Origin of the sequence: Pelomonas caseinilytica (assembly GCF_021353235.1) — a bacterium.
In the GTDB taxonomy this organism is placed as follows: Bacteria; Pseudomonadota; Gammaproteobacteria; order Burkholderiales; family Burkholderiaceae_C; genus Pelomonas; species Pelomonas caseinilytica.
The window spans coordinates 45,023-69,005 of sequence record NZ_JAJTWT010000005.1 but is presented as its reverse complement, the minus strand read 5'-3'; the positions used below and the strand labels follow the sequence as shown (position 1 = coordinate 69,005).

Below are 23,983 nucleotides of genomic sequence, written 5' to 3'. Positions count from 1 at the left end.
GAGATCTTCCATGGCCATTCAACTGCCGACGGTCCTGTCGCACGCTCGATTCGCGCCAGTCTCAGACTGGCTCAGCAGACCACTCTGTTGCCGCTACGCGTTCGCCGAGTTCAAGGTCCTGAACCTGCCCATTCGCCATAGCGACACTGTGGAACAGGCTCGCTGGCTTTGGGCGGTCGGACTGTTCGAGCAGGACCAATACGAAATCCTTGGCGCCTGGTCGGATCAGACCCCCCTCGCCGAGGTTGCGCACGACCTGCATAAGCGGGGAATCGAGCAAATCACGGCGATCGCCGCCGAACGCGTCGCCGACTTCGCGTCTCTGCACCCCACGGTCCAATGGTCCGCGGCCGCGGACGGTGTCAACGCCCTGCGCCTACGCACCGGAGCCGACAGCGGCCGTCAGCGACGGGTGGTGCTTCAGTCGGCCGCCACAACGGCAGAGCGCCTGCACAAGAGCATCACACGTGCGATCCGGCGTCGGGCGCCCTTCGAGGACGAGGTCGCTGCCGCCGCCTTCCTCGCGCAGGCGCTTGAAAAAGCTGATCGGCGCTTGTACGCGACATGACCGAGCACCTCGCCAAGCACTGGCGCGAGATCCTCGCGCGCGTGCGCGGCGCGCTGATGCGCCGGGGGCGCAGCGAGCAGGATGCCGATGATCTCGTGCAGGAGGCGTGGGTCCGGCTCGCCGGCTATGAGCAGGAGCAGGCTGTCGAGCGGCCCGAGGCCTTCCTGATGCGCACGGCGCTCAACCTGTCAATCGACGCCCACCGGGCGCAGGTGACGCGGGGAGACGAGGTTCTCGCAGAGGAAATCGTGCTCATCGACCTGGCGCCCACAGCCGAGGCGATCGTGCTGGCAAAGGAACGCCTTGCGCGGCTGAGCGTTGGCCTCAGCCGCCTGAGCGAGACCACGCGCAGCGTCTTCCTGTCGCACCGGGTCGACGGCCTGCCCTACAGCGAGATCGCCCGAGCTCACGGCATCAGCGTCAGCGCCGTCCACAAGCGAATCGCCAAGGCCACGCTCGAGCTCACGGCGTGGATGGAGGAGTGGTAGCTACCCTCCGACGGAGCATGTCACTGCCGCCCCAGGCACTCCCTCCGAACGGAGCATGAAAGGCGCCGCCCTGCCCGACCGCGTCCCCGCGGTCTTCGCCGCGGGCTTAGCTCTCGGCGGGCGCCGGCTTCTTGCCGCCGCCGAACAGCGCCGCGACCTGCTTCTTGGGCTTGATGTAGCTGGACAGGCCCTTGGCGGCGGGAGCTGCGGCCTTGGCCTTTTCCCAGGCGGGCGGCTCGTCGCGCGAGCTGGCTTCGTAGGGCTTGTCGAAGAAGGGGTCGGCGGAGGCGACGGGCGCGCGCAGCGCCGGGCTGGTCGCACGCTGCGGCCGGTCCTCGCGTTCGGGCGACTCCTCGCGACGGCGGCGCTCGAAGCGGGGGCGGTCGTTGTCCAGCTCGAAGCTGTCCAGCTCGATCTTGCGCTTGATGAGCTTCTCGATGTCGGCCACGAGGCGGGCGTCGGACTTGGTCACCAGCGTCACCGCGAGGCCCGAGGCGCCGGCGCGGCCGGTGCGACCGATGCGGTGGACGTAATCCTCGGCGTTGAAGGGCACGTCGAAATTGAAGACGGCCGGCAGGTCGGCGATGTCCAGGCCCCGGGCGGCCACGTCGGTGGCGACGAGCAAGTCCACCTCGCCCCGCTTGAACGCGTCGAGTGACTTGAGGCGTTCGTCCTGGGACTTGTCACCGTGCAGGGCCGCCGTGCGCAGGCCGTCGCGCTCGAAGGAACGCGCCAGACGGGCAACGCCCAGCTTGGAGTTGCCGAAGACGATGGCCTGGCGGATGGCGCGGTCCTTGAGGATCTGGCGGATGACGGCGCGCTTGTCGTCGTCGTCCACGCCGTAGAAGCGCTGCTCGACGGTGGAGGCCGTCTGGTTGGGACGGGCCGTCTCGACGAGGATGGGGTCCTGCAGATAGCTCTGGGCCAGGCGCTTGATCTCAGGCGAGAAGGTGGCCGAGAACAGCAGGGTCTGGCGCGCCTTGGGCAGGAAGCTCAGGATGCGCTGCAGGTCTGGCAGGAAGCCGATGTCCAGCATGCGGTCGGCCTCGTCGAGCACGACGTACTCGACCTGGTTGAGCACGCAGTTCTTGGCCTCGATGTGGTCCAGCAGCCGGCCCGGCGTGGCGATCAGCACCTCGACGCCGGCCTTGAGGGCGGCGGTCTGGGGCTTCATGTCGACGCCGCCGAACACGACGACCGAGCGCAGCTGGGTGTGCTTGGCGTACTTCTTGACGTTGTCGGCCACCTGGTCGGCCAGCTCGCGCGTCGGCGCCAGCACGAGGGCCCTCACCGGATGGCGGGCCGGTGAGACGCTCGGGTTCTCGTGCTTGAGCATGCGCTGCAGCAGCGGGATGGAAAAGGCAGCCGTCTTGCCCGTGCCGGTCTGGGCGGCGCCCATGACGTCGCGCCCTTGAAGCACGATGGGGATGGCCTTGGCCTGGATGGGCGTCATCGTGAGGTAGCCGGAATCGGCGACCGCACGGAGCAGCTTGGCATCGAGAGGAAGGGTGTCGAAACGGGCCGGCGGCGCCGGTTCGATGTCCGCCATAACCGGCGGAACGGACGGGGAAGCGTTTTCGCTCATAGCCGGCGATTATCGCCGGGTGGGCATTTCCAGGCGTTTCAGCGCGTCACGACCAGCCATTTAGGCGTCTTGAAGCGCACGATGCGGCGGTACAGCGCCACATAGGTCAGCCCGAAGAGCAGCATGCAGGCGGCGATCATCGGGGTGGAGTCCCAGAAGGCCAGGGCCGGCAACAGGGAGGTGATGCACAGCATCCACAGATAGGGTGCAGTCATCGAATTGCGCCGCGTCATCTGCCGCGCGTCGCGCGCACCGATGGCCCAGCGCATGAGGCGGCGGTAGATCAGCGAATGCAGGTGGATGCCGTCCGGCAGCCCGGGCGGCACGGACCGCACGACCTTGCGCCGGTAGATGGAGAACACCGTCTCGAACACCGGGTAGATGCAGACCATCAGCGGGAAGAGCGGCGACACGTCGGGGTTTCGGGCGATCAGCAGGATGCCGATCTCGGCGAGGTAGAAGCCGAGGAAGTAGGCCCCTCCGTCGCCCAGGAAGATGAGGCCCGCCGGGAAGTTCCAGACGAAGAAGCCGAGCGCCGCACCGACGCCCGCCAACGCCCACAGCGTCAGCGGCAGGTCGCCGACCTGGTAGGCCACATAGGCGAAGACGAGCAGCATCAGGCTCACGCACATCGACGACAGGCCGTTGAACCCGTCGATGATGTTGACGGAGTTGGCGACGCCGGCGACGGTGAAAACGGTGGCGATCCACGCACCGACGGCGGTGGAGACGAGGAGATCCAGGCCCGGGACGTCGGTCTTGGTGATGGTCGCGCCGAGCAGCCAGATGCCCAGGCCCGCCGAGATCGCGGTGGCCAGCAGACGCTTACCCGGCGAAACGCGCTTGGTGAAGTCTTCGACCAGACCAGCGCCGAAGGCCGGCAGGCCGCACACCAGCAGAAGCGCCCCCAGCTTCCAATCCGGGCGGTGTGTCAGGGCCGCGACGCCGACACAACAGACCAGGCCGGTGAACATTCCCGTTCCGCCGATGCGCGGGACCGGGGTGGCGTGGAACTTCTGCGGGCCGGAAAGGTCGGCATCGGCCGAAAGATGCGCATGGCTGCGAGAGGAGTGGATGACCATCAGGGTCACCACGGCCGCCACGAAGAAGGACACGAGCAAATACAACATCGGCTCCAGTTTACCGAGGCACCCGTCGGCCTTCGCCAACGGCGAGGCCTCTAGAATCGCCCACCATTTCACATGGCGCGCCTGTTTGGCAGGCGCACCGTCATGCCGATCAACCGACTGGTAATCCCCTTGCGCTGGCATCCTCTCACCGCTCTCCTGGCGGCCGCCTTGTTCGCAGGCGCCGCACCCGCTTCGGCCGCCGCCATTGATCCCGCGACGGATACCGACAACCAGACGACGGGTCCTGTGCGTCTGGGCGCCAATCCGGCGCGTGGGCCGTCCACGACCGATGAGTCGAGCCGCTCCACCGCGGGCGAAGACAGCCTGCTCGACGGCCGGCAGCGCGGTGGGTTGCCCAAGCCGCCGGCTCCGAGCGAATTCGAGGCCTACGCCAGCGAACTGGCCGGCATGCCCATCCAGCGCCTGGGCAGCGACCTGATGCTGCCCAGCCGCAGCATCGCCTCCATCGAGGCCAACCGCCAGGTGCCGCCCGACTACGTCGTCGGCCTGGGCGACGAGATCCAGCTGACCATCTGGGGCTCGGTGGACGCCGATTTGCGGCTGACCGTAGACCGCGCCGGCCGCATCGTCATTCCCCGCGTGGGCCCGGTCGTCGTCGCCGGCGTGCGTCACGCGGACCTGAACGACCTGCTGACGCGCCGCGTCGGCCAGGTCTTCAAGAACTTCCAGCTGAGCGCCACGCTCGGCCGCCTGCGCAGCATCCGTTACTACGTGACCGGTTTCGTGGCTCGCCCCGGCGCCTACAGCGTCAGCAGCCTGGCCACCGTCATGACGGGCCTGGTGCAGGCGGGTGGACCTTCCGCAGCCGGGAGCTTCCGCAACATCGAACTGCGTCGCAGCGGCAAGGCCGTTGGTCAGTTCGATCTCTACGACCTGCTGGTGAAGGGCGACAAGAAGGGCGACCTGCCGCTGCAGGCCGACGATGTCCTCTACATCGGTCCCATCGGCGCCCAGGTCGCTTTGATCGGCAGCGTGAACCGGCCGGCCATCGTGGAACTCAAGGGCAATGAGACGGTGAACGACGCGATCAGCTTCGTCGGCGGCTTGTCGACTGTGGCGGACATGAGCCGCGTCGCCGTCGAACGTCTGAGCGAGCGCAACGACCGTCGCGTCGTCGAGTTGGCCTTGCCCCGGGACGGCGGCCAGCGCATGAACAACGGCGACGTCGTTCGCGCCTTCAACAGTGTGGCCGCGGTGCTGCCGCAAGCCAAGCAGTACAAGCGGATCCGCATCGAGGGTGAAGTAGTGCGGCCGGGTGACTATGTGGTGCCACCGACGAGTACGCTGGTGGATGCCGTGCAGGCCGCCGGTGGACTCACCGCTCAGGCCTATTTGTTCGGTACTGATCTGTCTCGCGAAAGCGTGCGCAAGGTGCAGGAAGTGCAGTACGACCGAGCACTGCGGGATCTGGAGACGGACTTCACCCGCAACACCTCGACCCAGAGAGTCAGCAACGCAGAGGACGCCGCCGCCATAGTGCAGAAACAGGCTGGGACGACCCGACTGATCGAGCGCCTACGGGCGGTGCGTCCGACGGGACGCGTCGTGCTGGACGTGACCGACTCTTCCCGCGAAGTGCCCGCGCTCGCGGTCGAAGACGGGGACAGGCTCTATATCCCGGCTCGCCCCAATACCGTCGGCGTGTTCGGCAGCGTCTTCAACGGTGGCAGCTACCTGCTCAAGTCAGGCGACTCGATCGAGGACATCGTCAAGCTGGCTGGCGGCCCCACCCGTGGCGCCGATACGGCCAGCATGTTCGTGCTTCGGGCCAACGGCAGCGTCGTCAGCGCCCGGCAATCCAGCAGCGGCTGGTTGGGCGGGAATACGTTGTCCAACTTGGCCGCGTTGCCGGGTGATACCGTGTTTGTGCCAGAAGAACTGAACAAGACCACCTTCATGCAGGAAGCTAAGGACTGGACGCAGATCCTTTATCAGTTTGGTCTGGGTGCGGCTGCTTTGAAGACGCTTAAGAATTAAGCCAGCTGCGAATCAACGTGAATCAACGATCCAACTCAATCCAGATGAATGAGGATGCCTCAGAAAAGACGAACGCTATCGATTTCATCGAAGTATTGATGATATGGCTCTCGCGCAAAGGGCTGATTGCGATCGTCACGATCCTGGCAGGTGCCGCCGCGCTCGGCGCAAGCTATCTAATACCCCTTACGTTCACGGCGCGAACCACGTTCATTCCGCCCCAGCAGCAAAGCGCAACCAGCTCGTTGGCAGCCTCACTGGGCGCACTCTCGAGTCTCACGGGCGGTGCGGTTGCAAAGTCCCCAGCGGAACAATACGTTTCATTGCTGCAGAGCGACAATATCGCCGATCGGATCGTCGACAAATTCGATCTCATGAAAGTTTATGAAGCGCGCTACCGCTTCGGTGCAAGGGCCACTTTAGCGAAAAACACTCGGGTGTCGTTGGGCAAGAAAGACGGGCTGATCACGATTGAGGTCGACGCTCAATCGCCGCAACTCGCCGCTGACATTGCCAACTATTACGTCGCGGAACTCCGCAGGCTGAGTTCGGAACTGGTACTCAGCGAAGCTCAAGAACGCCGTGCCTTCTATGAAGGCAAACTGAAGCAAACGCGCGCCGCCTTGCAATCGGCTCAAGAAGCGTTGCAGCGTAGCGGCTTCGATGCCGGCGCGCTAAAGGCCGAGCCGCGCTCTGCGGCTGAAGCCTATGCCCGCATACGGGCAGAAATCACATCTGCCGAGATCCGGTTGCAGACCTTGCGCCGGGCATTCGCGGAAAACTCCCCAGAGGTCCAGCAACAGCTGACGATGCTCTCGGCCTTGCGCATCCAGGCTGGAAAGCTCGAGAGCACGTCCGATGGCGGTCGCAGCGACACGGGCTACGTGGCGGCCTATCGAGAGTACAAGTACCAGGAGGGTCTTTTCGAGGCGTTTTCGAAGCAGTTCGAGATGGCAAGACTGGACGAGAGCCGTGAGGGCTCCTCGATTCAGGTCGTCGATCCCGCAGGAGTACCTGAGTACAAGAGCAAGCCCAAGCGAGGCGCGCTTGCGATTTCGGTGGCCCTGGCCGCTTTGGTCATCATGCTCACTGGCGTTGTGGTCGCCCACTGGTGGCGCGCGGGCCTGCGCGATCCGCACATCGGCCCGCGGCTGCAACGCCTGCGCCAAGCTGCTGGAATGCGCCGAAGAGTGGGGTGATGAACTGGGAGTGACGCTTTCGCGTACACTTCGTTCAATGCCTGAACGCACCCCCGACGAGAACCAGCACCTAGCTGCAAGTTCCAGCGACGCCGCGCAACTCGCGGCGTTGCGGCTTCTAGCATCTGATCCGGAGAGTTCCCAGCGACAGGTTGCGTCAGCACTGGGGATCAGCGTCGGGCGCACGAATTACCTGCTTAAGGCCTTGCTCGAAAAGGGATTCGTCAAGGTACGAAACTTTCGACGCAGCGACAACAAGTTGGCCTATGCGTACGTACTCACGCCCAGCGGCCTATCAGAGAAAGTGCGCCTCACTCGCGCTTTCATCCAGCGCAAGGAACTTGAATTCGAGCGTCTTCAACAGGTGATCGCAGAGTTGAAACACGAACTCGATATCCCGCCTGCACCAGAGAGAGAAGAACAAAAGTGAAAGTAACCGTCATCGGGTCGGGCTATGTCGGCCTTGTCACCGGCGCCTGCTTGGCAGACGTCGGCAACGACGTGGTTTGCCTGGACATCGACACGCGCAAGATCGAGTTGCTCGAATCGGGTGGCGTGCCCATCTACGAACCAGGGCTCAAGGAACTGATCCAACGCAATGCTCGTGCCGGGCGGCTGCGGTTCACGGCCGACACCGCATCGGCGGTCGCGCATGGCGATTTGCTCTTCATCGCCGTTGGTACACCGCCAGGCGAGGATGGCTCGGCGGACCTGCAGCATGTCCTGTCCGCTGCAGGGGGCATCGGCGGTCACCTGCGGGGCGATCAAGTGATCGTCAATAAGAGCACGGTCCCGGTCGGGACGGCCGACTTGGTGCGAAATGCGGTGAAAGCGGCGCTCGACGCCCGCGGCGCGGGTGATCTTCGCTTCTGCGTGATGTCGAATCCAGAGTTCCTCAAGGAGGGCGCCGCGATCGAAGACTTTATGCGACCCGATCGCATCGTCATAGGCGGCGACGAACGGTGGGGCATGGATCTGCTGCGCGCCCTGTACGCCCCCTTCGAGCGTAACCATCCCAAGGTCATCGAGATGGACACCCGCTCAGCCGAACTGACGAAGTACGCTGCCAACGCCATGCTCGCCACCCGCATCAGTTTCATGAATGAGCTGGCGTTGTTGGCCGATCGCGTGAACGCGGACATCGACCATGTGCGTCGCGGTATCGGATCAGATCCTCGCATCGGCACGCACTTCCTCTACGCTGGCTGTGGATACGGGGGCTCCTGCTTTCCGAAGGACGTGCAAGCCCTGCTGCACACCGGCCAACAACATGGCGAGCCCATGCGCATCCTGGCGGCTGCTGAAGCCGCCAATGAACGCCAGAAGCGCGTACTGGTCGAGAAACTTGCGGAGCAGTGTGGCAACCTGGCTGGCCTGACGATCGCCGTGTGGGGCCTGGCATTCAAGCCGGATACCGACGATATGCGCGCGGCACCCAGCTTGGTGGTGGTCTCGGAGTTGCTGGCGCGCAGCGCTTCCGTCGTGGCGTACGACCCCATCGCGGCAGAGAACGCAGCCCGCATCCTTCCGCCCTCCGAGCGACTGCGCTTCGCCGCATCGGCCGACATGGCCCTTGAGGGAGCCGACGCGCTGCTAATCGTCACCGAGTGGAAAGAGTTCAGGAGCACCAGCCTGGAAAAACTGGTTGCCGCGCTGCGGCTGCGCGTCGTCGTCGACGGCCGGAACATCCTTGACCCTCGGCAGGCACGCGCGGCCGGCCTCACATATCTCTGCATTGGAAGACCATGATCAATTTCGCCATCATCGGCTGCGGCCGCATCGCCAAGCGCCACGCTGAGTTGCTTGGGACCGGCCAGATCGGCGGCGCACGGCTCGCAGCTGTTTGCGATATCGACCCAACTCGCGCGAGGGCGTTCGCCGAGCGGTTCGGCGTGCCGGGCTTCACCAGCATCACCGAAATGCTGGCCGCGCCCGGTATCGACGCCGTTGCCGTGCTGACACCGAGCGGAATGCATGCCGAGCACGCCATCATGGTCGCCAACGCCGGAAAGCATGTCGTCGTCGAAAAGCCCATGGCGCTGCGCCTGGACGACGCCGACGCGATGATCGCAGCCGCCGACCGAAACAATGTTCGGCTGCTTGTCGTCAAGCAGAACCGCTTCAATGTTCCGGTGGTCAAGGCCCGCGAGGCGCTCGACGCCGGCCGCTTCGGCCAGCTGGTGCTGGGCACCGTGCGCGTGCGCTGGTGCCGCGATCAAAGTTACTACGCCCAAGATGCATGGCGTGGCACTTGGGCCCAAGACGGCGGCGTGATCGCCAACCAAGCGAGCCACCACGTCGACATGCTGGGTTGGTTCATGGGTCCGGTGGAGAGCATTCACGCTCGCGGCGTGCGCGCCTTGGTGAACATCGAAGCGGAAGACACCGCAGTCGCCACCGTCAAATTCCGCAGTGGTGCGGTGGGCGTCATCGAAGCCACCAACGCCACGCGCCCCAAAGATCTGGAAGGCTCTCTGTCGGTGCTGGGGTCTGGCGGTACGGTCGAGATTGGCGGCTTCGCCGTCAACAAGATCCGTCATTGGAATTTCGTCGAATCGCGCGCTGAAGACGTTGAGGTGATGGAGCGGTTCTCGGTTAATCCGCCCAACGTCTACGGGTTCGGGCATCAAGCCTATTACGAACACGTGGTCGCAGTACTGGAGGGCCGCGAAGAGGCACTGGTGGACGGCCACGAGGGACGCACCGCCCTGGAATTGGTCGCAGCGCTGTACGAATCGATGGCCAGTGGACTTGAAGTAAAGCTGCCGCTCAAGACTGAGCACAGCCGTCTCGGGCGCGCTTGAGATGAGCATGGCGCCCACGGTCCTGCAGACCTCGATCCGGGAGGTTCGCTGCGGCGAAGGTGTAAAGATCGTTGAGCCAGCGAACGTCTATGAGTGCACGCTCGGCGATAACTGCTTTGTTGGCCCTTTCACCGAAATCCAAAAGGGCGTGACGATCGGCGCGCGTACTCGCATCCAGTCTCACAGCTTCGTCTGCGAACTCGTCTCTATCGGCTCAGACTGCGTCGTCGCTCACGGCGTCATGTTCATCAATGACGTGTTCTCGATCGGCGGTCCGGCGCGAGGTCGGCGGGAGCTTTGGAAATCGACTCAGATCGGAGATCGCGTCTCCATCGGCTCCAACGCAACGATCATGCCCGTCCGGATCTGCGATGACGTCGTCATCGGCGCTGGAGCCGTGGTGACCCGAGATATCACTGAACCCGGTTTCTACGCCGGAAACCCTGCGCGCATGCTGCGCGCCAAGCCCGAGAAGGATTGAGACCGACATGGCCAACACTGTCCAAGTGCCTTTCGCCGATCTGCACGCTCAGTATCTGACGATCAAAGACGATATCGACGCCGCAATCGCCGACGTGATCCGCACGTCGGCTTTCATTCGCGGCCCCTACGTTGAGAAGTTCGAAGCAGCGTTCGCCGACATGATGAATGCCAAGCATTGCGTGTCCTGCGCGAATGGCACGGATTCGCTTTACATCGCGATGCACGCGCTTGGCGTAAAGCCAGGCGATGAGGTAATTGCACCCGCGCACAGCTGGATCTCAACGACTGAGACGATCACGCAGGTAGGTGGCAAGGTGGTGTTCTGCGACACAGACCCCCTAACGCACACAATCGACCCCTCCAAGATCGCCGCATTGATCACTCCGCGCACAGTCGGCATCATTCCAGTCCACCTGTACGGCCAGCCCGCCGACATGGACCCGATCATGGCTCTCGCGCGCCAGCATGGGCTGTGGGTGCTTGAGGACTGCGCTCAGGCGCATCTCGCACGCTACAAAGGCCAACTGGTCGGCACATTCGGCAACGCCGCTTCGTTCTCGTTCTACCCCGGCAAGAACCTCGGCGCGATGGGCGACGCCGGCGCGGTGACGACGAACGATCCCGATCTGGCCAAGCGCATGGCCATGTTTGCCCGCCATGGCGGCCTGACCAAAGGTGACCATCAGATCGAAGGTATCAACAGTCGTCTGGATGGGTTGCAGGCGGCTGTCCTGTCGGTCAAGCTGCCCCACCTCCCGCAGTGGACTGAAGCGCGTCGGAAATGGGCAAGGGTCTACACAGAACGCCTAAGCGGCCTATCGTCCGTCAGCGTTCCTGCAGTCGCCGAAGGACGTGAGCCAGTGTGGCACCTGTACGTCATCCGTCACGAACAGCGCGACGCTCTGGCCGCACACCTGAAGTCCAAGGGAATCCAGACGGTTATCAACTACCCAGTGGCCTTGCCCTTCCTGCCTTGCTACGCGCCAATGGGCCACCAGGCGTCGGACTTCCCGAACGCGCATCACGACCAGAGCCGCATTCTGTCGCTGCCCATCTTTCCCGAAATGACCGAGGCGCACATTGACGCCGTGGTCGATGCCATCCGCAGCTTTGACGGGGCCGGCGCATGAAGCTCGCAGGTAAGAAGGTCCTGGTTACCGGCGCCGATGGCTTCATCGGCTCCCATTTGACAGAGTGTCTGGTCCGCCAGGGTATCGACGTCCGCGCGTTCGTCTACTACAACAGCTTCAACTCCTGGGGTTGGCTGGACGAATCCAGCGAGGATGTTCGCAAATCGCTGGATGTTTTCGCCGGCGACGTGCGCGACCCTAATGGCGTGCGGGCCGCAATGAAGGGCTGCGACGTGGTGTTGCACTTGGCCGCGCTGATCGCAATTCCTTACTCATACCACTCGCCTGACACCTACGTCGATACCAACGTCAAGGGCACGCTGAACATCGTGCAGGCCGCCCGCGACCTGGGTGTCGAGCGGGTCGTCCATACCTCCACGAGTGAGGTGTACGGCACCGCCCGCTTCGTGCCGATCACCGAAGAACATCCGCTGCAGGGTCAATCGCCCTACTCGGCCAGCAAGATCGGCGCGGACCAGATTGCACAGAGCTTCTTCCATTCGTTCGGAACGCCGGTGACAACCATCCGGCCGTTCAACACCTATGGACCGCGCCAGTCCGCTCGCGCTGTGATTCCAACAATCATCACGCAGATCGCCGCTGGCGCACGCCAGCTCAAGCTTGGCGCCCTGCATCCGACACGTGACTTCAATTACGTGCAAGACACGGTGCGCGGCTTCTTGGCCCTGGCTCAGTGTGACGCCGCTGTGGGCCAGGTCGTGAATATCGGAAGCAACTACGAGGTCTCCATCGGGGAGACTGCGGCATTGATCGCTGAACTGATGGGTCAAAAGGTCGAGTTCATCAGCGACGAGCAGCGGATCCGTCCGACGGGCAGCGAGGTAGAACGCTTGTGGGCCGCGAACGCGAAGGCCCGTGAACTGACGGGCTGGACTCCGGAGTATCCGGGTGTCGAGGGCCTCAAGCGCGGCTTGGGAGAGACCATCAACTGGTTCACCCAGCCCGAGAACCTGCGCCGTTACAAGGCCGGCGTCTACAACATCTGAACGTAAGACCGCGCATGTCCATCGCCGCCACCGTCCTTGATCGCATCCAGCGCGTCACCCAATTGCCGAAGGTCTCGCTCCACGAGCCGACCTTCGGAGGCAACGAGTTGAAGTATGTGACGGAGTGCATCGAGACGGGCTGGGTATCGTCCGTCGGTGAGTACGTCAACCGCTTCGAGCGCGAGCTCGCCGCTTACACCGGCGCAGCACATGCCGTGGTTGTCAGTAATGGGACGTCCGGCCTCCAGGTGATGCTGGAGTTGGTCGGCGTCAGACGCGACGACGAGGTGCTGGTGCCCGCACTGTCGTTCGTGGCGACCGCGAACGCGGTGCGTCACTGCGGCGCCTGGCCTCACTTCGTGGATAGCGACATCCGCAGCTTGGGCATGGACGTGAGCAAGCTCGACGCCTACCTGCGAGAGGTGGGAGAGATTCGTGTCGACGGTTGCTATAACCGCCGCACTGGCCGGCGCATCGCTGCCGTCGTGCCGATGCATACCTTCGGTCATCCGGTAGACATGCCTGCGCTGATGTCACTGGCGGAACGTCACCGCCTGGAAGTCGTAGAGGATGCCGCTGAATCGCTCGGTAGCTGGATTGGTGACCGCCACACTGGCACGTTCGGCCGCTGCGCGATGCTCAGCTTCAACGGCAATAAGATCGTCACTACCGGCGGTGGCGGAGCGATCATCACCAACGATGCTGTGCTGGCCAAGCGCGCCAAGCATCTGACGACGACAGCCAAGCAGCCGCATGCCTGGGCGTTCTTCCACGATGAGGTAGCCTACAACTTCCGCATGCCCAATCTGAATGCTGCAATGGGCTGCGCGCAACTCGAACGCATCGGCAGCTTCCTGGAAGCTAAGCGCCTCCTCGCCTTGCGCTATGCCGAAGCTTTCCGAGACGTTCCGGAGGTCTCCCTGTTCCTTGAGCGAACCGGCACGAAGGTGAATTACTGGCTGCAAACGTTGCTCCTCGCGCCCGAGGTGGCGTCGCAGCGCGACGAGATCCTTGCCGTCACCAACGCTGCCGGGCAGATGACACGGCCAGTCTGGGAATTGCTGTATACGCTCCCGATGTACGGCGCATGCGAACGCATGACCACACCCGTCGCGGACGACCTCGCTAGGCGCATCATCAACGTGCCAAGCAGCCCGCAGCTGATTGCGGGGGTGGTGTGAGCGCTCGTCGCAAGATCGCAGTCGTCACAGGCAGCCGCGCGGAGTACGGCCTGCTTTTTTGGGTGCTGAAGGATCTGCAGGCCCATCCTGGCGTAGAGCTGCAGTTGATCGTGACCGGGATGCACTTGGCGCCCGAGTTCGGCCTGACGGTTCGCGAGATCGAACGTGACGGCTTCCCGATTGCGCGCCGAGTGGACATGCTGCTGTCCGGCGACACGCCAAGCAGCACGGCCAAGTCAGTTGCACTGGGCGTCATAGGCATGTCCGATGCACTCGCCCAACTGGCGCCGGACATGATGCTGGTACTCGGCGACCGGTTCGAGATCTTGGCTGCGGCCCAAGCGGCCATGATCCACAACATCCCGATCGCGCACATCGCTGGCGGCGACACGACCGAAGGGGCGTTCGACGAGGCGATTCGCCATGCGATCACCAAAATGTCGCACCTGCACTTAGTGACGACAGAATCCTCAGCGTGCCGTGTACGGCAGATGGGGGAAGCACCGGAACGTGTGCTGGTGGTCGGCAGCCCTGGCTTGGATCATTTGCGCAGGCGTTCACTGCTGGACAGGGCGGCGCTCGAAGCTTCGCTGGGCGCCCCGTTGGCTCGCCGCAACCTGCTGATCACCTTCCATCCTGTCACACTAGAAGCGGGAGAAGGGCTGCGCCAGCAACAGGAACTGTTGTCGGTCCTGGCGGGGTTGGATGGCGACACAGTGTGCTGGTTCACGTTGCCCAACGCAGATACTGGAGGACGCGCGCTGGCGGCCGATCTCCAGGCCTGGGCGGCAGGGAGGGCCAACGTGCACGTCTACACCTCCCTGGGCCAGCTCCGCTATCTGAGCCTGATGTCCATGGTGGACATAGTCGTGGGCAATTCCTCGAGCGGTCTGTACGAAGCTCCGTCGTTCCAGCGCCCCACCGTCAATATCGGTGATCGACAGCGCGGCCGGTTGGCAGCGACCTCAGTGCTGCAATGCGAGCCGCGCGCGGACAGCATCGCCGCAGCGCTGGAAAGCGCGTGGCAGCTCAACTGCGCCGGCGTCGTGAACCCATATGGCGATGGTCGGTCATCCGGACGTATCGTGCAGGCGCTGCTCGATGTGCCATTGGGCCAAGCGCTGCTGAAGAAGCAGTTCCACCTGATTTCCCCGACTTGAGAGGGCGCACCGTGAGCCATTCCGTCTTCTTCATCGCCGAGGCTGGCGTCAATCACAACGGGTCGCTGGACTTGGCACGGCGACTCGTGGACGTCGCCGCCGAGGCGGGCGCGGACGCCGTGAAGTTCCAGACCTTCAAGGCTGAGAACCTCGTCACGGCCTCGGCGCGCAAGGCGCAATACCAGATCGACAATACGCAGGAGGACGGCGGACAGCTCGCGATGCTGCGTCGACTTGAGCTCCCACACGAGGATCACGAGGCCTTATTGGAGCACTGCCGCACACGAGGCATCGCCTTCATGTCCACCGGCTTCGACGCGGAAAGCTTGGCCTTGCTGGGTCAGTTGAACATGCCCGCGATCAAGATCCCATCAGGGGATATCACCTGTGGCCCGCTACTTTTGCAAGCTGCCCAACTGCATCAGAAGCTCATCGTATCTACCGGCATGTCCACGCTCGGGGACATTGAGCAGGCACTGGCCGTAATCGCTTTTGGGTTGATGCATAGTGGCACGCCGGCATCGCGCGCTGAGTTGCAGGCCGCGTACAGCAGTCCAGAGGGTCGTCAAGCACTGCGGGACCATGTCACGTTGCTGCACTGTGTCACCCAGTACCCGGCTCCGCCGAGTTCGGTCCACCTACGAGCCATGGACACGATGCGAGATGCCTTCGGCCTGCCGGTGGGTTATTCAGACCATACGCTGGGCTTGGAGGTCTCCATTGCCGCCGTCGCGCGCGGCGCCACTGTGATTGAAAAGCACTTCACGCTCGACCGCAGCATGCCCGGTCCGGATCACGCTGCATCGCTGGAACCGGAAGAATTGAAGGAGCTAGTGCGCAGCATCCGCGTCGTCGAGCAAGCGCTTGGCACTGCAATCAAGGGGCCTGCTCGCGAAGAGCTAGACAACCGTAGGGTGGCGCGTCGCAGCGTCGTCGCGGCCAGACCGATTGAACGGGGCGAGAAACTCACCTTGGACAAGCTGGCCTACAAACGTCCAGGTGAGGGCATTTCACCGATGGACATCTGGTTCCTGGCTGACCGTCCCGCGCGGGACGACTACCAAGTCGACGAGCTGATTGCGCCATGAGCCTCGCTCTGCCGGTCATCGTCATTGGTGCTGGTGGTCACGCACGCGTGCTAGCCGACACCCTCCTAAGATCCGGCCGTCCCGTGCTCGGATTCACCGACGCAAAGGCGGCTCTGCGCGGCACGGCGCTTCTAGGCTTGCCGATTCTCGGCAGCGACGAGGTTCTCGAAAGCTATTCGCCGCGAGAAGTCGAACTGGTCAATGGGATCGGCAGCATCGACAACCGTAGGCCCTCCGTACGGGAGCAGGTCCAGGAAACGTTGCGGGCACAGGGTTGGCGCTTCGCCCGCGTCATTCATCCCAGCGCCACCCTGTCCTCGTATGCCACTCTGGGCGACGGTGTGCAAATCATGGCGGGCAGTGTCGTCCAATGCGGTGCGGTGCTCGGCGACGGTGTGATCATCAATACCGGCTCAATCGTGGAACACGATGTGTGCGTGGGGGACTGGTCCCACATCGCCCCTGGAGCCGTCGTCTGCGGCGACGTAAGCATTGGACGCTTTTGCCATATCGGTGCTGGCGTCACCGTGCGTCAGGGTCTCTCGATTGGCGATGGCAGCCTTGTCGGCCTAGGGGCTGCCGTCGTGAGAAGCACAGGCACTTCAAGCGTGCTTCTCGGCGTCCCTGCCCGACCTTTTAATTCGTTGTAATGAAAAACTGGAAAGACTCTCTCATTGGCCCCGGCACGACGCTCCGCCAGGCTCTCGAGACGATCAACGCGCTAGGTTGTCACATGACCCTGGTGGTCGACGGGGACGGAAAGCTGCTAGGAACGTTCAGCGACGGTGATGCGCGCCGCGCCCTGCTCCGCGGTCTCACCCTGACTGACTGCGTTGGCGAAGCGATGAACCATCAACCGCGGACAGTCCGAGCGACGGACGACCGCCACTCGCGCCTAGCCGTAATGCAGCGGCTCGGACTGCATCAACTGCCGGTCGTCCAAGACGATGGTGTCGTCGTTGGCCTGGAAATCGTCGACGACTTCTTGCGCGTGCCCGCTCGCGAAGAATGGGTCGTCGTCATGGCCGGAGGTCTCGGCTCCCGACTCAAGGAACTGACGCGGGAAACACCAAAGCCGATGCTCAATGTGGGCTCGCGCCCCCTGCTTGAGACAATATTGCGCTCCTTCTCGGAGCAAGGGTTTCGGCGCTTCTACCTGGCGGTGAACTATCGGGCCGAGCAAATCGAGGCCCACTTCGGCGATGGATCCGCGCTTGACATCGAAGTGCGGTATCTGCGCGAACAGAAGCGGCTTGGCACGGCAGGCGCACTGAGCCTTCTGCCAGAGCCGCCTGATCGGCCGTTCATCGTTACCAATGCCGATCTTCTGACCAAAGAAGACTACGGTGGCATGGTGGATCGGCATGTGGGGGCCGGGGCCGACGCGACGATGGGTGTCCGCAAGTATGAGATGCAGGTGCCGTTCGGCGTTGTGCAGGAGAAGGATGGGCTGATCCATGGCATCGAGGAAAAGCCAGTTCAGCAATTCGTTGTAAGTGCGGGCATGTACGTGTTGTCGCCATCAGTGTTGGAATTGGTGCCGAGTGACACGTTCTATGACATGCCCAGTCTGTTCGACGAGGCGGTGCGCCGCGGCATGCGGGCCCGTTGCCACCACATTGATGGCTATTGGCTAGACATCGGGCGCCCCGCTGACTACGAGCGCGCCAACACCGATTTCCACGAGGTCTTCAAATGATCGACGGACTAAGCGTGTTGGCGCTAGTTCCCGCTCGCGGCGGATCCAAGGGTATCCCGGGCAAGAACATCGTCTCATTAGGTGGCCGTCCAATGATCGCTTGGACCATCGAGGCCGCACGGGATTCGCGTTACGTTGACCGCGTCGTCCTGTCTTCCGACGACGCCACGATCATGAAGGTCGCTGCTGATTACGGATGCGAGGTGCCGTTCGAACGGCCTGACAGACTGGCCACCGATGAAGCATCGACGATGGACGTAGTCTTTGACGCACTAGACCGCTTGCCTGCGTATGACCTCGTCGTGCTGCTCCAACCGACCTCCCCATTGCGCGAGGGTGCCGACATCGACGCCAGCCTTGAGCGCCTGCTAGCTTCCGGTGCACCCTCGTGCGTGTCGCTGCGCCGCGCGCGCGAACATCCGTACCTCACCTACCGCCTGGCCGACGACGGTGCCATGGTTGCGTATGCCCAGCCGAGCCAGGATCAGTCATTGCGTCGCCAGGATCTGCCGGCCGCTTGGTGCCTTAACGGCGCCGTTTACGCCGCGCACACCGATTGGCTGCGCAAGCACCGTAGTTTTGTCTCCCCCGAGACGGTGGGATATCCCATGCCGGAGAGTCGCTCCATCGACATCGACACCCCGGCCGATTTGAACGCCGCGGAATCCGCCATCCTCGCCCGGGATCGGCAAGAACGTTGAACCAAGGAAGCATGATGAAAATCGGACCCAGCCCAAGTACCGACCTCACCCGTTTCGATCGGCCCGAAGAGCAGCTCGAGGTGCTGTACGGAATGCCGCGTTACGTGCAGTTCTGCAAAGTCTGCAACATGTCCAACCAACAGCCGATGTCGAGTAATGAGTACGCGCATGGAAAGGACTCGACCAAGACGACGCTGAGCTTTGACGAAGAGGGTGTCTGCCACGCTTGCCGGTTCAATTTCCTCAAAGAGACGGGCGAGATCGACTGGAATGAGCGCGAGCGCGAACTTGTAGAACTCTGCAACCAGTTCCGCAAGAACGACGGATCCTACGATTGCATCGTCGGCGGCAGCGGCGGCAAGGACAGCGCGATGCAGTCGCATCTGCTCAAGTACAAATATGGAATGCATCCGCTCACGGTAACGTGGTCCCCCCACCTTTATACCGATATCGGTTGGAAGAACTTCCAGAACTGGCTGCATGTGGGCGGCTTCGACAATTTCCTTTACACGCCTAATGGCAAGATTCATCGCCTGCTCACGCGCAACGCGACGATCAACCTTCTACACCCCTTCCAGCCGTTCATTCTCGGACAGAAAACCTTCGTAGCGAAGATGGCGGCGCAGCTGAACATCCCGTTGATCTTCTACGGAGAGATGCCCGGAGAGTATGGCGAGAAGATCTCACACAAGACGACGGGTTATGCGGCCTCGACCGACAAGGCTGAGAGCGAAGGTTTTTCGCTCGACTACATCAGCGGCCGCGATATCCGCGACGTGCTGCTGGGGGGCAAGCCAATCGGCGAATACCTGGACGAGGGCGTAGCCATGGCCGATCTGAAGAGCTATCTGCCGATGGATCTCGAGGTCCTTCAGCGCAAGGGAATCGACTTCAAATATCTTGGCTACTACAAGAAGTGGGTCCCGCAGGAAGCCTACTATTACGCTGTCGAGCACACCGGCTTCGAAGCCAATCCGCTGCGTACCGAAGGTACGTACTCGAAGTACAACAGCCTGGACGACAAAGTCGACGGCTTCTTCTACTTCACGCGCTGGATCAAATTCGGGGTCGGTCGGGCCATGATGGATTCGGCACAAGAGATCCGGAACCATCACATCACGAAGGAAGAGGCACTCGCGCTCATGCGTCGCTACGAGGGCGAATATCCCGCGCGCTACGAAAAGGAATTCCTCGACTACATCAGCATGTCGCGCGAAGAGTTTCTGGAACTTTGTGACCGCTTCCGCTCGCCTCACCTCTGGAAGGTGGAGGACGGTGAATGGAAGCTGCGCCGCACGCCTTGGGACGGCACGGAGTTCGCGTAATGTCTCGCGTGCGCCTGATGCCCCGGCTCGATGTCAAGGGTAAGAACTTGATCAAGGGCATTCACCTGGAAGGCCTTCGCGTTATCGGTGATCCGCAGTCTCACGCGCGTCGATATTACGAAGAAGGTGCGGATGAACTGCTGTACGTCGATGTCGTAGCCAGTCTCTACGGAAGGAACAGCCTACATGACATCGTGCGCGATACGGCCCGCGATGTCTTCGTGCCGCTTACAGTGGCAGGCGGACTGCGTTCGATCGACGATGTACGCGAAGTTCTGCGCGCAGGCGCCGACAAGGTAGGGATCAACACGGCCGCCACAAAGAGGCCCGAGTTGATTCGCGAGGTCGCGCGGCGCTTCGGATCGCAATGCATGGTGCTTTCCATTGAAGCCAAGCGCATTGGGCCCGGACGCTGGGAGGCCTATACCGATAACGGCCGAGAGCCGACCGGCCTTGACGTCATCGCGTGGGCCCAACAGGCCGTTGAACTAGGCGCGGGCGAGATCTTACTGACCTCAATTGACAAGGAGGGGACACGCGAAGGTTTCGACACGGCCCTGGTCGCGGCCGTCACCGACGCAGTGCCAGTGCCAGTCATCGCTAGCGGCGGTATGGGCAATGTGGAAGACCTCATCGACGTGGTGAAGAACGGTCACGCCGACGCGGTCGCAATGGCGGATGTGTTGCATTACAACCGACTCACGTTGGCGCAAATCCGCGAATCCGCCATCGAAGCAAAACTGAATGTGAGGGCATCATGAGTGCGGGTGTCACGATCGTTGACTATGGCAGCGGTAACCTGCTGAGTGTCGCGCGCGCGCTAGAGCATTGTGGCGCGAATGTCCGCTTGTCAGGAGACCCCGCTGAAATCGAACGCGCCGATCGCCTGCTCGTTCCGGGCGTGGGTGCTTTTGCCGAAGGCATGCATGGTCTCGAGCAGCAGCAACTCGTCGAGCCGATCAAAGCCTTTGCACGCGCCGGTCGACCGCTACTCGGTATCTGCCTAGGCATGCAGATGTTGGCAAGCCGAAGCCTCGAATTTGGAGAGACTGAAGGCCTGCGCCTCATAGAAGGTGACGTTGTTGCAATCCCGAACGTGACCGTTGACGGTGCTCGATTGAAGACGCCGCATATTGGTTGGGCTTCGCTGCATCCTGGGCCTCAGTCCTCATGGGGCAATACGGTGATGCGGAGCCTGTCGATAGGGGCCTCGGCATACCTCGTGCATTCCTTTCACATGAAGCCGGCAGACTCGCGCGATATTCTTGCGCTCGCCACCTATGGCGGTCACGAAATCACTGCGGCGATCCAACGCGAAAACATCATCGGCTGTCAATTTCATCCTGAGAAAAGCGGCGAGAACGGTCTGAAATTGCTAGGTCACTTCCTAGAGCTCTGAGCGCTCGGAGCCTATGTCGCAACTGCGGAAGTTTCTTGGCCCAGCGGCGGTCTATGCGCTCACTACGGCGCTCAGTTCAGCGATCCCTTTCGCCATGCTGCCCGTGATGACGCGCCATCTGTCGCCAGATTCCTACGGCCTGGTGACCGCCTTCACGCTCGCCATGTCCATCCTCGGCGCATTGACGGGGCTCAGTGTTAATGGCGCCGTCAGCATCCGCTACTTCCAGCAGGACCGATATGACCTTCCGCGCTACGTCGGCGCCTGCCTGCAGATCCTAGCCGGCACATCACTGGCTTCTGTGTCCTGCGTAACGCTGCTAGGGCCGCTGTTCGTCCAATACACCGGACTTCATGTGGGATGGCTCATTACCGCCGTCCTCGCTTCCGCGGCGCAGTTCATTATCCAGATCCAGCTGACGCTATGGCAATCCGCAGGTCAGCCACTCCGCTTTGGCGCTCTCCGCATCTTACAGACCCTTACGGATGCACTGGTGACCCTTGCCTTGGTGGTCGGACTCGGCTGGGCCTGGGAAGGCCGCCTGGTCGGCATCGTGGTCGGCTGCGGCCTGACGGCGTTGGTAGCGATGCTGCTGATGCTGCAGCGGCACCAAGTTCGGTTCCAAGGTGCGACTGCCTACGTCGGCGACGCATTGCGCTACGGGACGCCACTGGTCGCGCACGTCCTTGGGGGGCTTCTCATCACCGCGGGAGACAAGATCATCGTGGGCAGCACACTGTCGCTCGCGGACTTGGGCCAGTACGCGGTTGCTGGTCAGGTAGCCATGATCCTGACGGTACTGTTCGACGCGGTCTTCAAAGCATTTCACCCGTGGGTCATCGCCAACTCACTAAATCCAGAATTGCGCGTGCAGGTGGTACGCGCCACCTATCGCTTGCTGGCAGGCACAACGCTAGCCGCGGCAGCGTTCTATGCCATCGCGATGGTTGGTTTCGAACTTTTTGTCGGTAGCCACTACGCAGCGGGGCGAGACTTACTGCTACCTCTCACTATTGCCGCGATGTTTCGATGCGGCTATTTTGCGACCGCCATTTTCATCAACATAGCAGATAAGAATAGGTATTTGGCCGCAAATAGCCTATTGTCGGGGGTACTGGGCGTCGCCACCGCCGCCGCGTTGACGTCGGTTATTGGAGTGAAAGGGGCAGCTTACGGCGTTCTCGTCTCTGAGATGCTCAGCTTTGCACTCAATCTGCGCTGCTCGATCAAGGTCTTTCCAATGCCATGGATCGCCGCTTGGAAGGCTGGCCGATGAAACTGCTGATCGCAGGTGATTCGCTATCCATGTCACGACACGCGGACGGGATAAGTTTCGAGCAGATCTATGCCGTCAGGATCCAGCGGGCGCACCCAGCCATGTTGGTAATAAACGGCTCCGAACGCGCCAATTCAAGTCGCCGGATCGCATCCGAAGAGTATCTCGACGAATATTTGCGCCCTCTTGCGCCGGACCATGTCGTTATCCAGGTTGGCGTTGTCGACTGTACGCCTAGGATCTTCACCGAAGGAGAGCGGCGTCTACTCCGCCTCATGCAGCGTGTCCCGCTGCTACGGGCCATTTCCAGGGCCATCATCCGTGCAGCTTCGCGAAATCGAGCGGCTATAACGCGCCAGCGAAACATGCCAATGATCCCGTTGGATGAGTTCCAACGACACCTTCAAGCTTTCATTCTTGAGGCTCGCAAAGCTCGCATCGACTGCAGCATCGCCATTGTCAACATCGCTTGCCCGAGCGCGACCTTCCTCTTACGGAATCACGGCGCCCTGGAGCTGGTGGAGCGCTACAACGCCGCGCTGCAAACAATTGCGTCGGAAGCCGGCAGCCAAGTCATCGATCTATTTGCGTACACCCGCCAACATCCGGAATCACTGCTCGCCGACGGCTATCACATCAACGCCAAGGCTCACCAGTTTCTTTATGAGGCCTTGGCCACTCATTTAATTTCAGCGGAACCGAACTTAAGGAGCACAGCTTGATCGATCCTAAACAACTCACTTGCGCTGTCATCGGCGCGGGGCGAATGGGTGTACGTCACGTCCAGGCCGCAAAGCAACTTGGGATGCAGGTCGTGGGCATCATGGATGTCGTAGCCGAAACCGCCAAGGCAGCCTGCAAGTCCGAGGGGCTACCCGAATCAGCGGCCTTCAACGACGCTAGAGAGATGCTGGCTCGGACACGGCCGCAAGCTGTGGTTGTGGCAACAACCGCACCATCACATTGCGATCTTGTTATTGCGGCAGCTGATGCAGGCACCCGTTACATCCTCTGCGAGAAGCCGCTGGCCAGTTCATTGGAAGAAGCCGACCGCATGCTGGCAGCGTGCGAACGCGCTGGCGCGCAGCTTGCGGTTAACCATCAAATGCGGTTCATGCCGAACTACTTCCGTGTCAAGGCATTGATCGGCACAGAACGAATCGGCCCTCTGGTAGCCGTTCAGGTTGCCGGCTCCAACTTCGGCTTGGCAATGAATGGCAGCCATTATTTCGAAATGTTCCGCTACATGACTGGCCGGGACATCCACGCTGTCCAGGCTTGGTTTGACGACGTGCGCTTGACCAACCCCCGCGGCCCCCAGTTCGACGACCGCGCCGGCCAGGTTCGTGCAACTACCGCAGACGGCTCATCACTGTTCATGGACTTCTCGGCTGGCGCAGGCCACGGCCTGCAGTGCACCTACATCTGCCGCTATGCCCAAATCACCGTGGACGAACTCGCGGGAGAGATTCGGATTACAGCCCGAAAGGATGAGTACCGTGAGCTGCCGACCACCCGTTACGGCATGCCTGCTGACATCGAACGCATCGCGATCGAACCCGTAGAGGTTGTTGCGCCAACGATTTCTCTGTGGAAGGCCATGCTATCGGGTGAAACGTTCCCACAAGGCCGCGACGCCGGCCTTCACGCACTGCGCTGCCTGGTCGCGGCGCATGCCTCGCATGCCCGCCAGGGAAGCGCCGTCGCACTCGCCGATACAGCGCTGTCGCCCTCACAACACTTCGACTGGGCCTGAACGGAG

24 protein-coding genes are annotated in these 23,983 nt (G+C 62.3%); 22 read left to right on the top strand and 2 right to left on the bottom strand.

The window, feature by feature from the left end; translation table 11 throughout:
* Positions 1–10: 10 nt before the first annotated feature.
* Together LXT12_RS13110 and LXT12_RS13105 are read left to right on the top strand one after the other, a co-directional pair.
* Positions 11–568: a hypothetical protein gene (locus tag LXT12_RS13110; RefSeq protein WP_233392639.1), complete on the top strand. Its 558-nt coding sequence runs from the start codon at positions 11–13 to the stop codon at positions 566–568.
* A complete protein-coding gene (locus LXT12_RS13105) occupies positions 565–1,056 on the top strand; it encodes an RNA polymerase sigma factor (protein ID WP_233392638.1) in 492 nt (163 codons plus the stop codon). The genes LXT12_RS13110 and LXT12_RS13105 overlap by 4 nt, the downstream gene beginning before the upstream one ends.
* 106 nt (positions 1,057–1,162) lie before the next feature.
* Here LXT12_RS13105 and LXT12_RS13100 read toward each other — a convergent pair whose 3' ends face one another.
* Together LXT12_RS13100 and LXT12_RS13095 are read right to left on the bottom strand one after the other, a co-directional pair.
* Entirely contained in the window at positions 1,163–2,605 is a 1,443-nt protein-coding gene (locus LXT12_RS13100) for a DEAD/DEAH box helicase (protein WP_233392637.1), read from the bottom strand.
* A 74-nt stretch (positions 2,606–2,679) separates the two neighbouring features.
* Positions 2,680–3,810 carry an MraY family glycosyltransferase gene (locus LXT12_RS13095; protein WP_349255024.1) on the bottom strand — a complete coding sequence of 377 codons (1,131 nt, stop codon included), beginning with the start codon at positions 3,808–3,810 and terminating at the stop codon, positions 2,680–2,682.
* 33 nt (positions 3,811–3,843) lie between these two features.
* Between LXT12_RS13095 and LXT12_RS13090 the strand changes: the two genes are divergently transcribed.
* Genes LXT12_RS13090 through LXT12_RS12995 form a run of 20 tightly spaced genes read left to right on the top strand, consistent with a single transcriptional unit; the run spans position 3,844 to position 23,977 of the window.
* Positions 3,844–5,769 carry an SLBB domain-containing protein gene (locus LXT12_RS13090; RefSeq protein WP_233392636.1) on the top strand — a complete coding sequence of 642 codons (1,926 nt, stop codon included), beginning with the start codon at positions 3,844–3,846 and terminating at the stop codon, positions 5,767–5,769.
* A gap of 44 nt (positions 5,770–5,813) precedes the next feature.
* Positions 5,814–6,968, top strand: coding sequence for a Wzz/FepE/Etk N-terminal domain-containing protein (locus LXT12_RS13085; protein ID WP_233392635.1), 1,155 nt, complete (start codon positions 5,814–5,816; stop codon positions 6,966–6,968).
* Positions 6,969–7,005: 37 nt separating this feature from the next.
* Positions 7,006–7,398 carry a MarR family EPS-associated transcriptional regulator gene (locus LXT12_RS13080; protein ID WP_233392634.1) on the top strand — a complete coding sequence of 131 codons (393 nt, stop codon included), beginning with the start codon at positions 7,006–7,008 and terminating at the stop codon, positions 7,396–7,398.
* Positions 7,395–8,717, top strand: coding sequence for a UDP-glucose dehydrogenase family protein (locus LXT12_RS13075; protein WP_233392633.1), 1,323 nt, complete (start codon positions 7,395–7,397; stop codon positions 8,715–8,717). The genes LXT12_RS13080 and LXT12_RS13075 overlap by 4 nt, the downstream gene beginning before the upstream one ends.
* Positions 8,714–9,772 carry a Gfo/Idh/MocA family protein gene (locus LXT12_RS13070; RefSeq protein ID WP_233392632.1) on the top strand — a complete coding sequence of 353 codons (1,059 nt, stop codon included), beginning with the start codon at positions 8,714–8,716 and terminating at the stop codon, positions 9,770–9,772. The genes LXT12_RS13075 and LXT12_RS13070 overlap by 4 nt, the downstream gene beginning before the upstream one ends.
* A 7-nt stretch (positions 9,773–9,779) precedes the next feature.
* Entirely contained in the window at positions 9,780–10,253 is a 474-nt protein-coding gene (locus LXT12_RS13065) for an acyltransferase (protein ID WP_233392631.1), read from the top strand.
* A 7-nt stretch (positions 10,254–10,260) separates the two neighbouring features.
* Complete coding sequence (locus LXT12_RS13060) at positions 10,261–11,385, top strand: DegT/DnrJ/EryC1/StrS family aminotransferase (protein WP_233392630.1); 1,125 nt, start codon at positions 10,261–10,263, stop codon at positions 11,383–11,385.
* The gene (locus LXT12_RS13055; RefSeq protein WP_233392629.1) at positions 11,382–12,392 is read left to right on the top strand and encodes an NAD-dependent 4,6-dehydratase LegB; all 1,011 of its coding nucleotides are present in this window, start codon (positions 11,382–11,384) and stop codon (positions 12,390–12,392) included. The genes LXT12_RS13060 and LXT12_RS13055 overlap by 4 nt, the downstream gene beginning before the upstream one ends.
* Before the next feature lie 14 nt (positions 12,393–12,406).
* Entirely contained in the window at positions 12,407–13,573 is a 1,167-nt protein-coding gene (locus LXT12_RS13050; RefSeq protein ID WP_233392628.1) for a LegC family aminotransferase, read from the top strand.
* Positions 13,570–14,733, top strand: coding sequence for a UDP-N-acetylglucosamine 2-epimerase (gene neuC, locus LXT12_RS13045; RefSeq protein ID WP_233392627.1), 1,164 nt, complete (start codon positions 13,570–13,572; stop codon positions 14,731–14,733). Before LXT12_RS13050 ends, neuC begins: the two co-directional genes overlap by 4 nt.
* Positions 14,734–14,744: 11 nt before the next feature.
* On the top strand, positions 14,745–15,821 hold the full coding sequence (neuB, locus tag LXT12_RS13040) for an N-acetylneuraminate synthase (RefSeq protein WP_233392626.1): 1,077 nt from the start codon (positions 14,745–14,747) through the stop codon (positions 15,819–15,821).
* Positions 15,818–16,471 (top strand): acetyltransferase, encoded by a 654-nt coding sequence (locus tag LXT12_RS13035; protein ID WP_233392625.1) that lies wholly within the window; start codon positions 15,818–15,820, stop codon positions 16,469–16,471. Before neuB ends, LXT12_RS13035 begins: the two co-directional genes overlap by 4 nt.
* Positions 16,471–17,520: a nucleotidyltransferase family protein gene (locus LXT12_RS13030; protein WP_233392624.1), complete on the top strand. Its 1,050-nt coding sequence runs from the start codon at positions 16,471–16,473 to the stop codon at positions 17,518–17,520. Before LXT12_RS13035 ends, LXT12_RS13030 begins: the two co-directional genes overlap by 1 nt.
* Positions 17,517–18,221: an acylneuraminate cytidylyltransferase family protein gene (locus tag LXT12_RS13025; RefSeq protein WP_233392623.1), complete on the top strand. Its 705-nt coding sequence runs from the start codon at positions 17,517–17,519 to the stop codon at positions 18,219–18,221. Before LXT12_RS13030 ends, LXT12_RS13025 begins: the two co-directional genes overlap by 4 nt.
* 11 nt (positions 18,222–18,232) lie before the next feature.
* On the top strand, positions 18,233–19,546 hold the full coding sequence (locus LXT12_RS13020) for an N-acetyl sugar amidotransferase (RefSeq protein WP_233392622.1): 1,314 nt from the start codon (positions 18,233–18,235) through the stop codon (positions 19,544–19,546).
* Positions 19,546–20,307 (top strand): imidazole glycerol phosphate synthase subunit HisF, encoded by a 762-nt coding sequence (gene hisF, locus LXT12_RS13015; protein WP_233392621.1) that lies wholly within the window; start codon positions 19,546–19,548, stop codon positions 20,305–20,307. Before LXT12_RS13020 ends, hisF begins: the two co-directional genes overlap by 1 nt.
* On the top strand, positions 20,304–20,945 hold the full coding sequence (gene hisH / locus LXT12_RS13010; protein WP_233392620.1) for an imidazole glycerol phosphate synthase subunit HisH: 642 nt from the start codon (positions 20,304–20,306) through the stop codon (positions 20,943–20,945). Before hisF ends, hisH begins: the two co-directional genes overlap by 4 nt.
* 13 nt (positions 20,946–20,958) lie before the next feature.
* A complete protein-coding gene (locus LXT12_RS13005) occupies positions 20,959–22,221 on the top strand; it encodes a lipopolysaccharide biosynthesis protein (RefSeq protein WP_255763607.1) in 1,263 nt (420 codons plus the stop codon).
* On the top strand, positions 22,218–22,943 hold the full coding sequence (locus LXT12_RS13000) for an SGNH/GDSL hydrolase family protein (protein ID WP_233392618.1): 726 nt from the start codon (positions 22,218–22,220) through the stop codon (positions 22,941–22,943). Before LXT12_RS13005 ends, LXT12_RS13000 begins: the two co-directional genes overlap by 4 nt.
* On the top strand, positions 22,940–23,977 hold the full coding sequence (locus tag LXT12_RS12995) for a Gfo/Idh/MocA family protein (protein ID WP_233392617.1): 1,038 nt from the start codon (positions 22,940–22,942) through the stop codon (positions 23,975–23,977). The genes LXT12_RS13000 and LXT12_RS12995 overlap by 4 nt, the downstream gene beginning before the upstream one ends.
* The last annotated feature ends 6 nt before the right edge of the window (positions 23,978–23,983 follow it).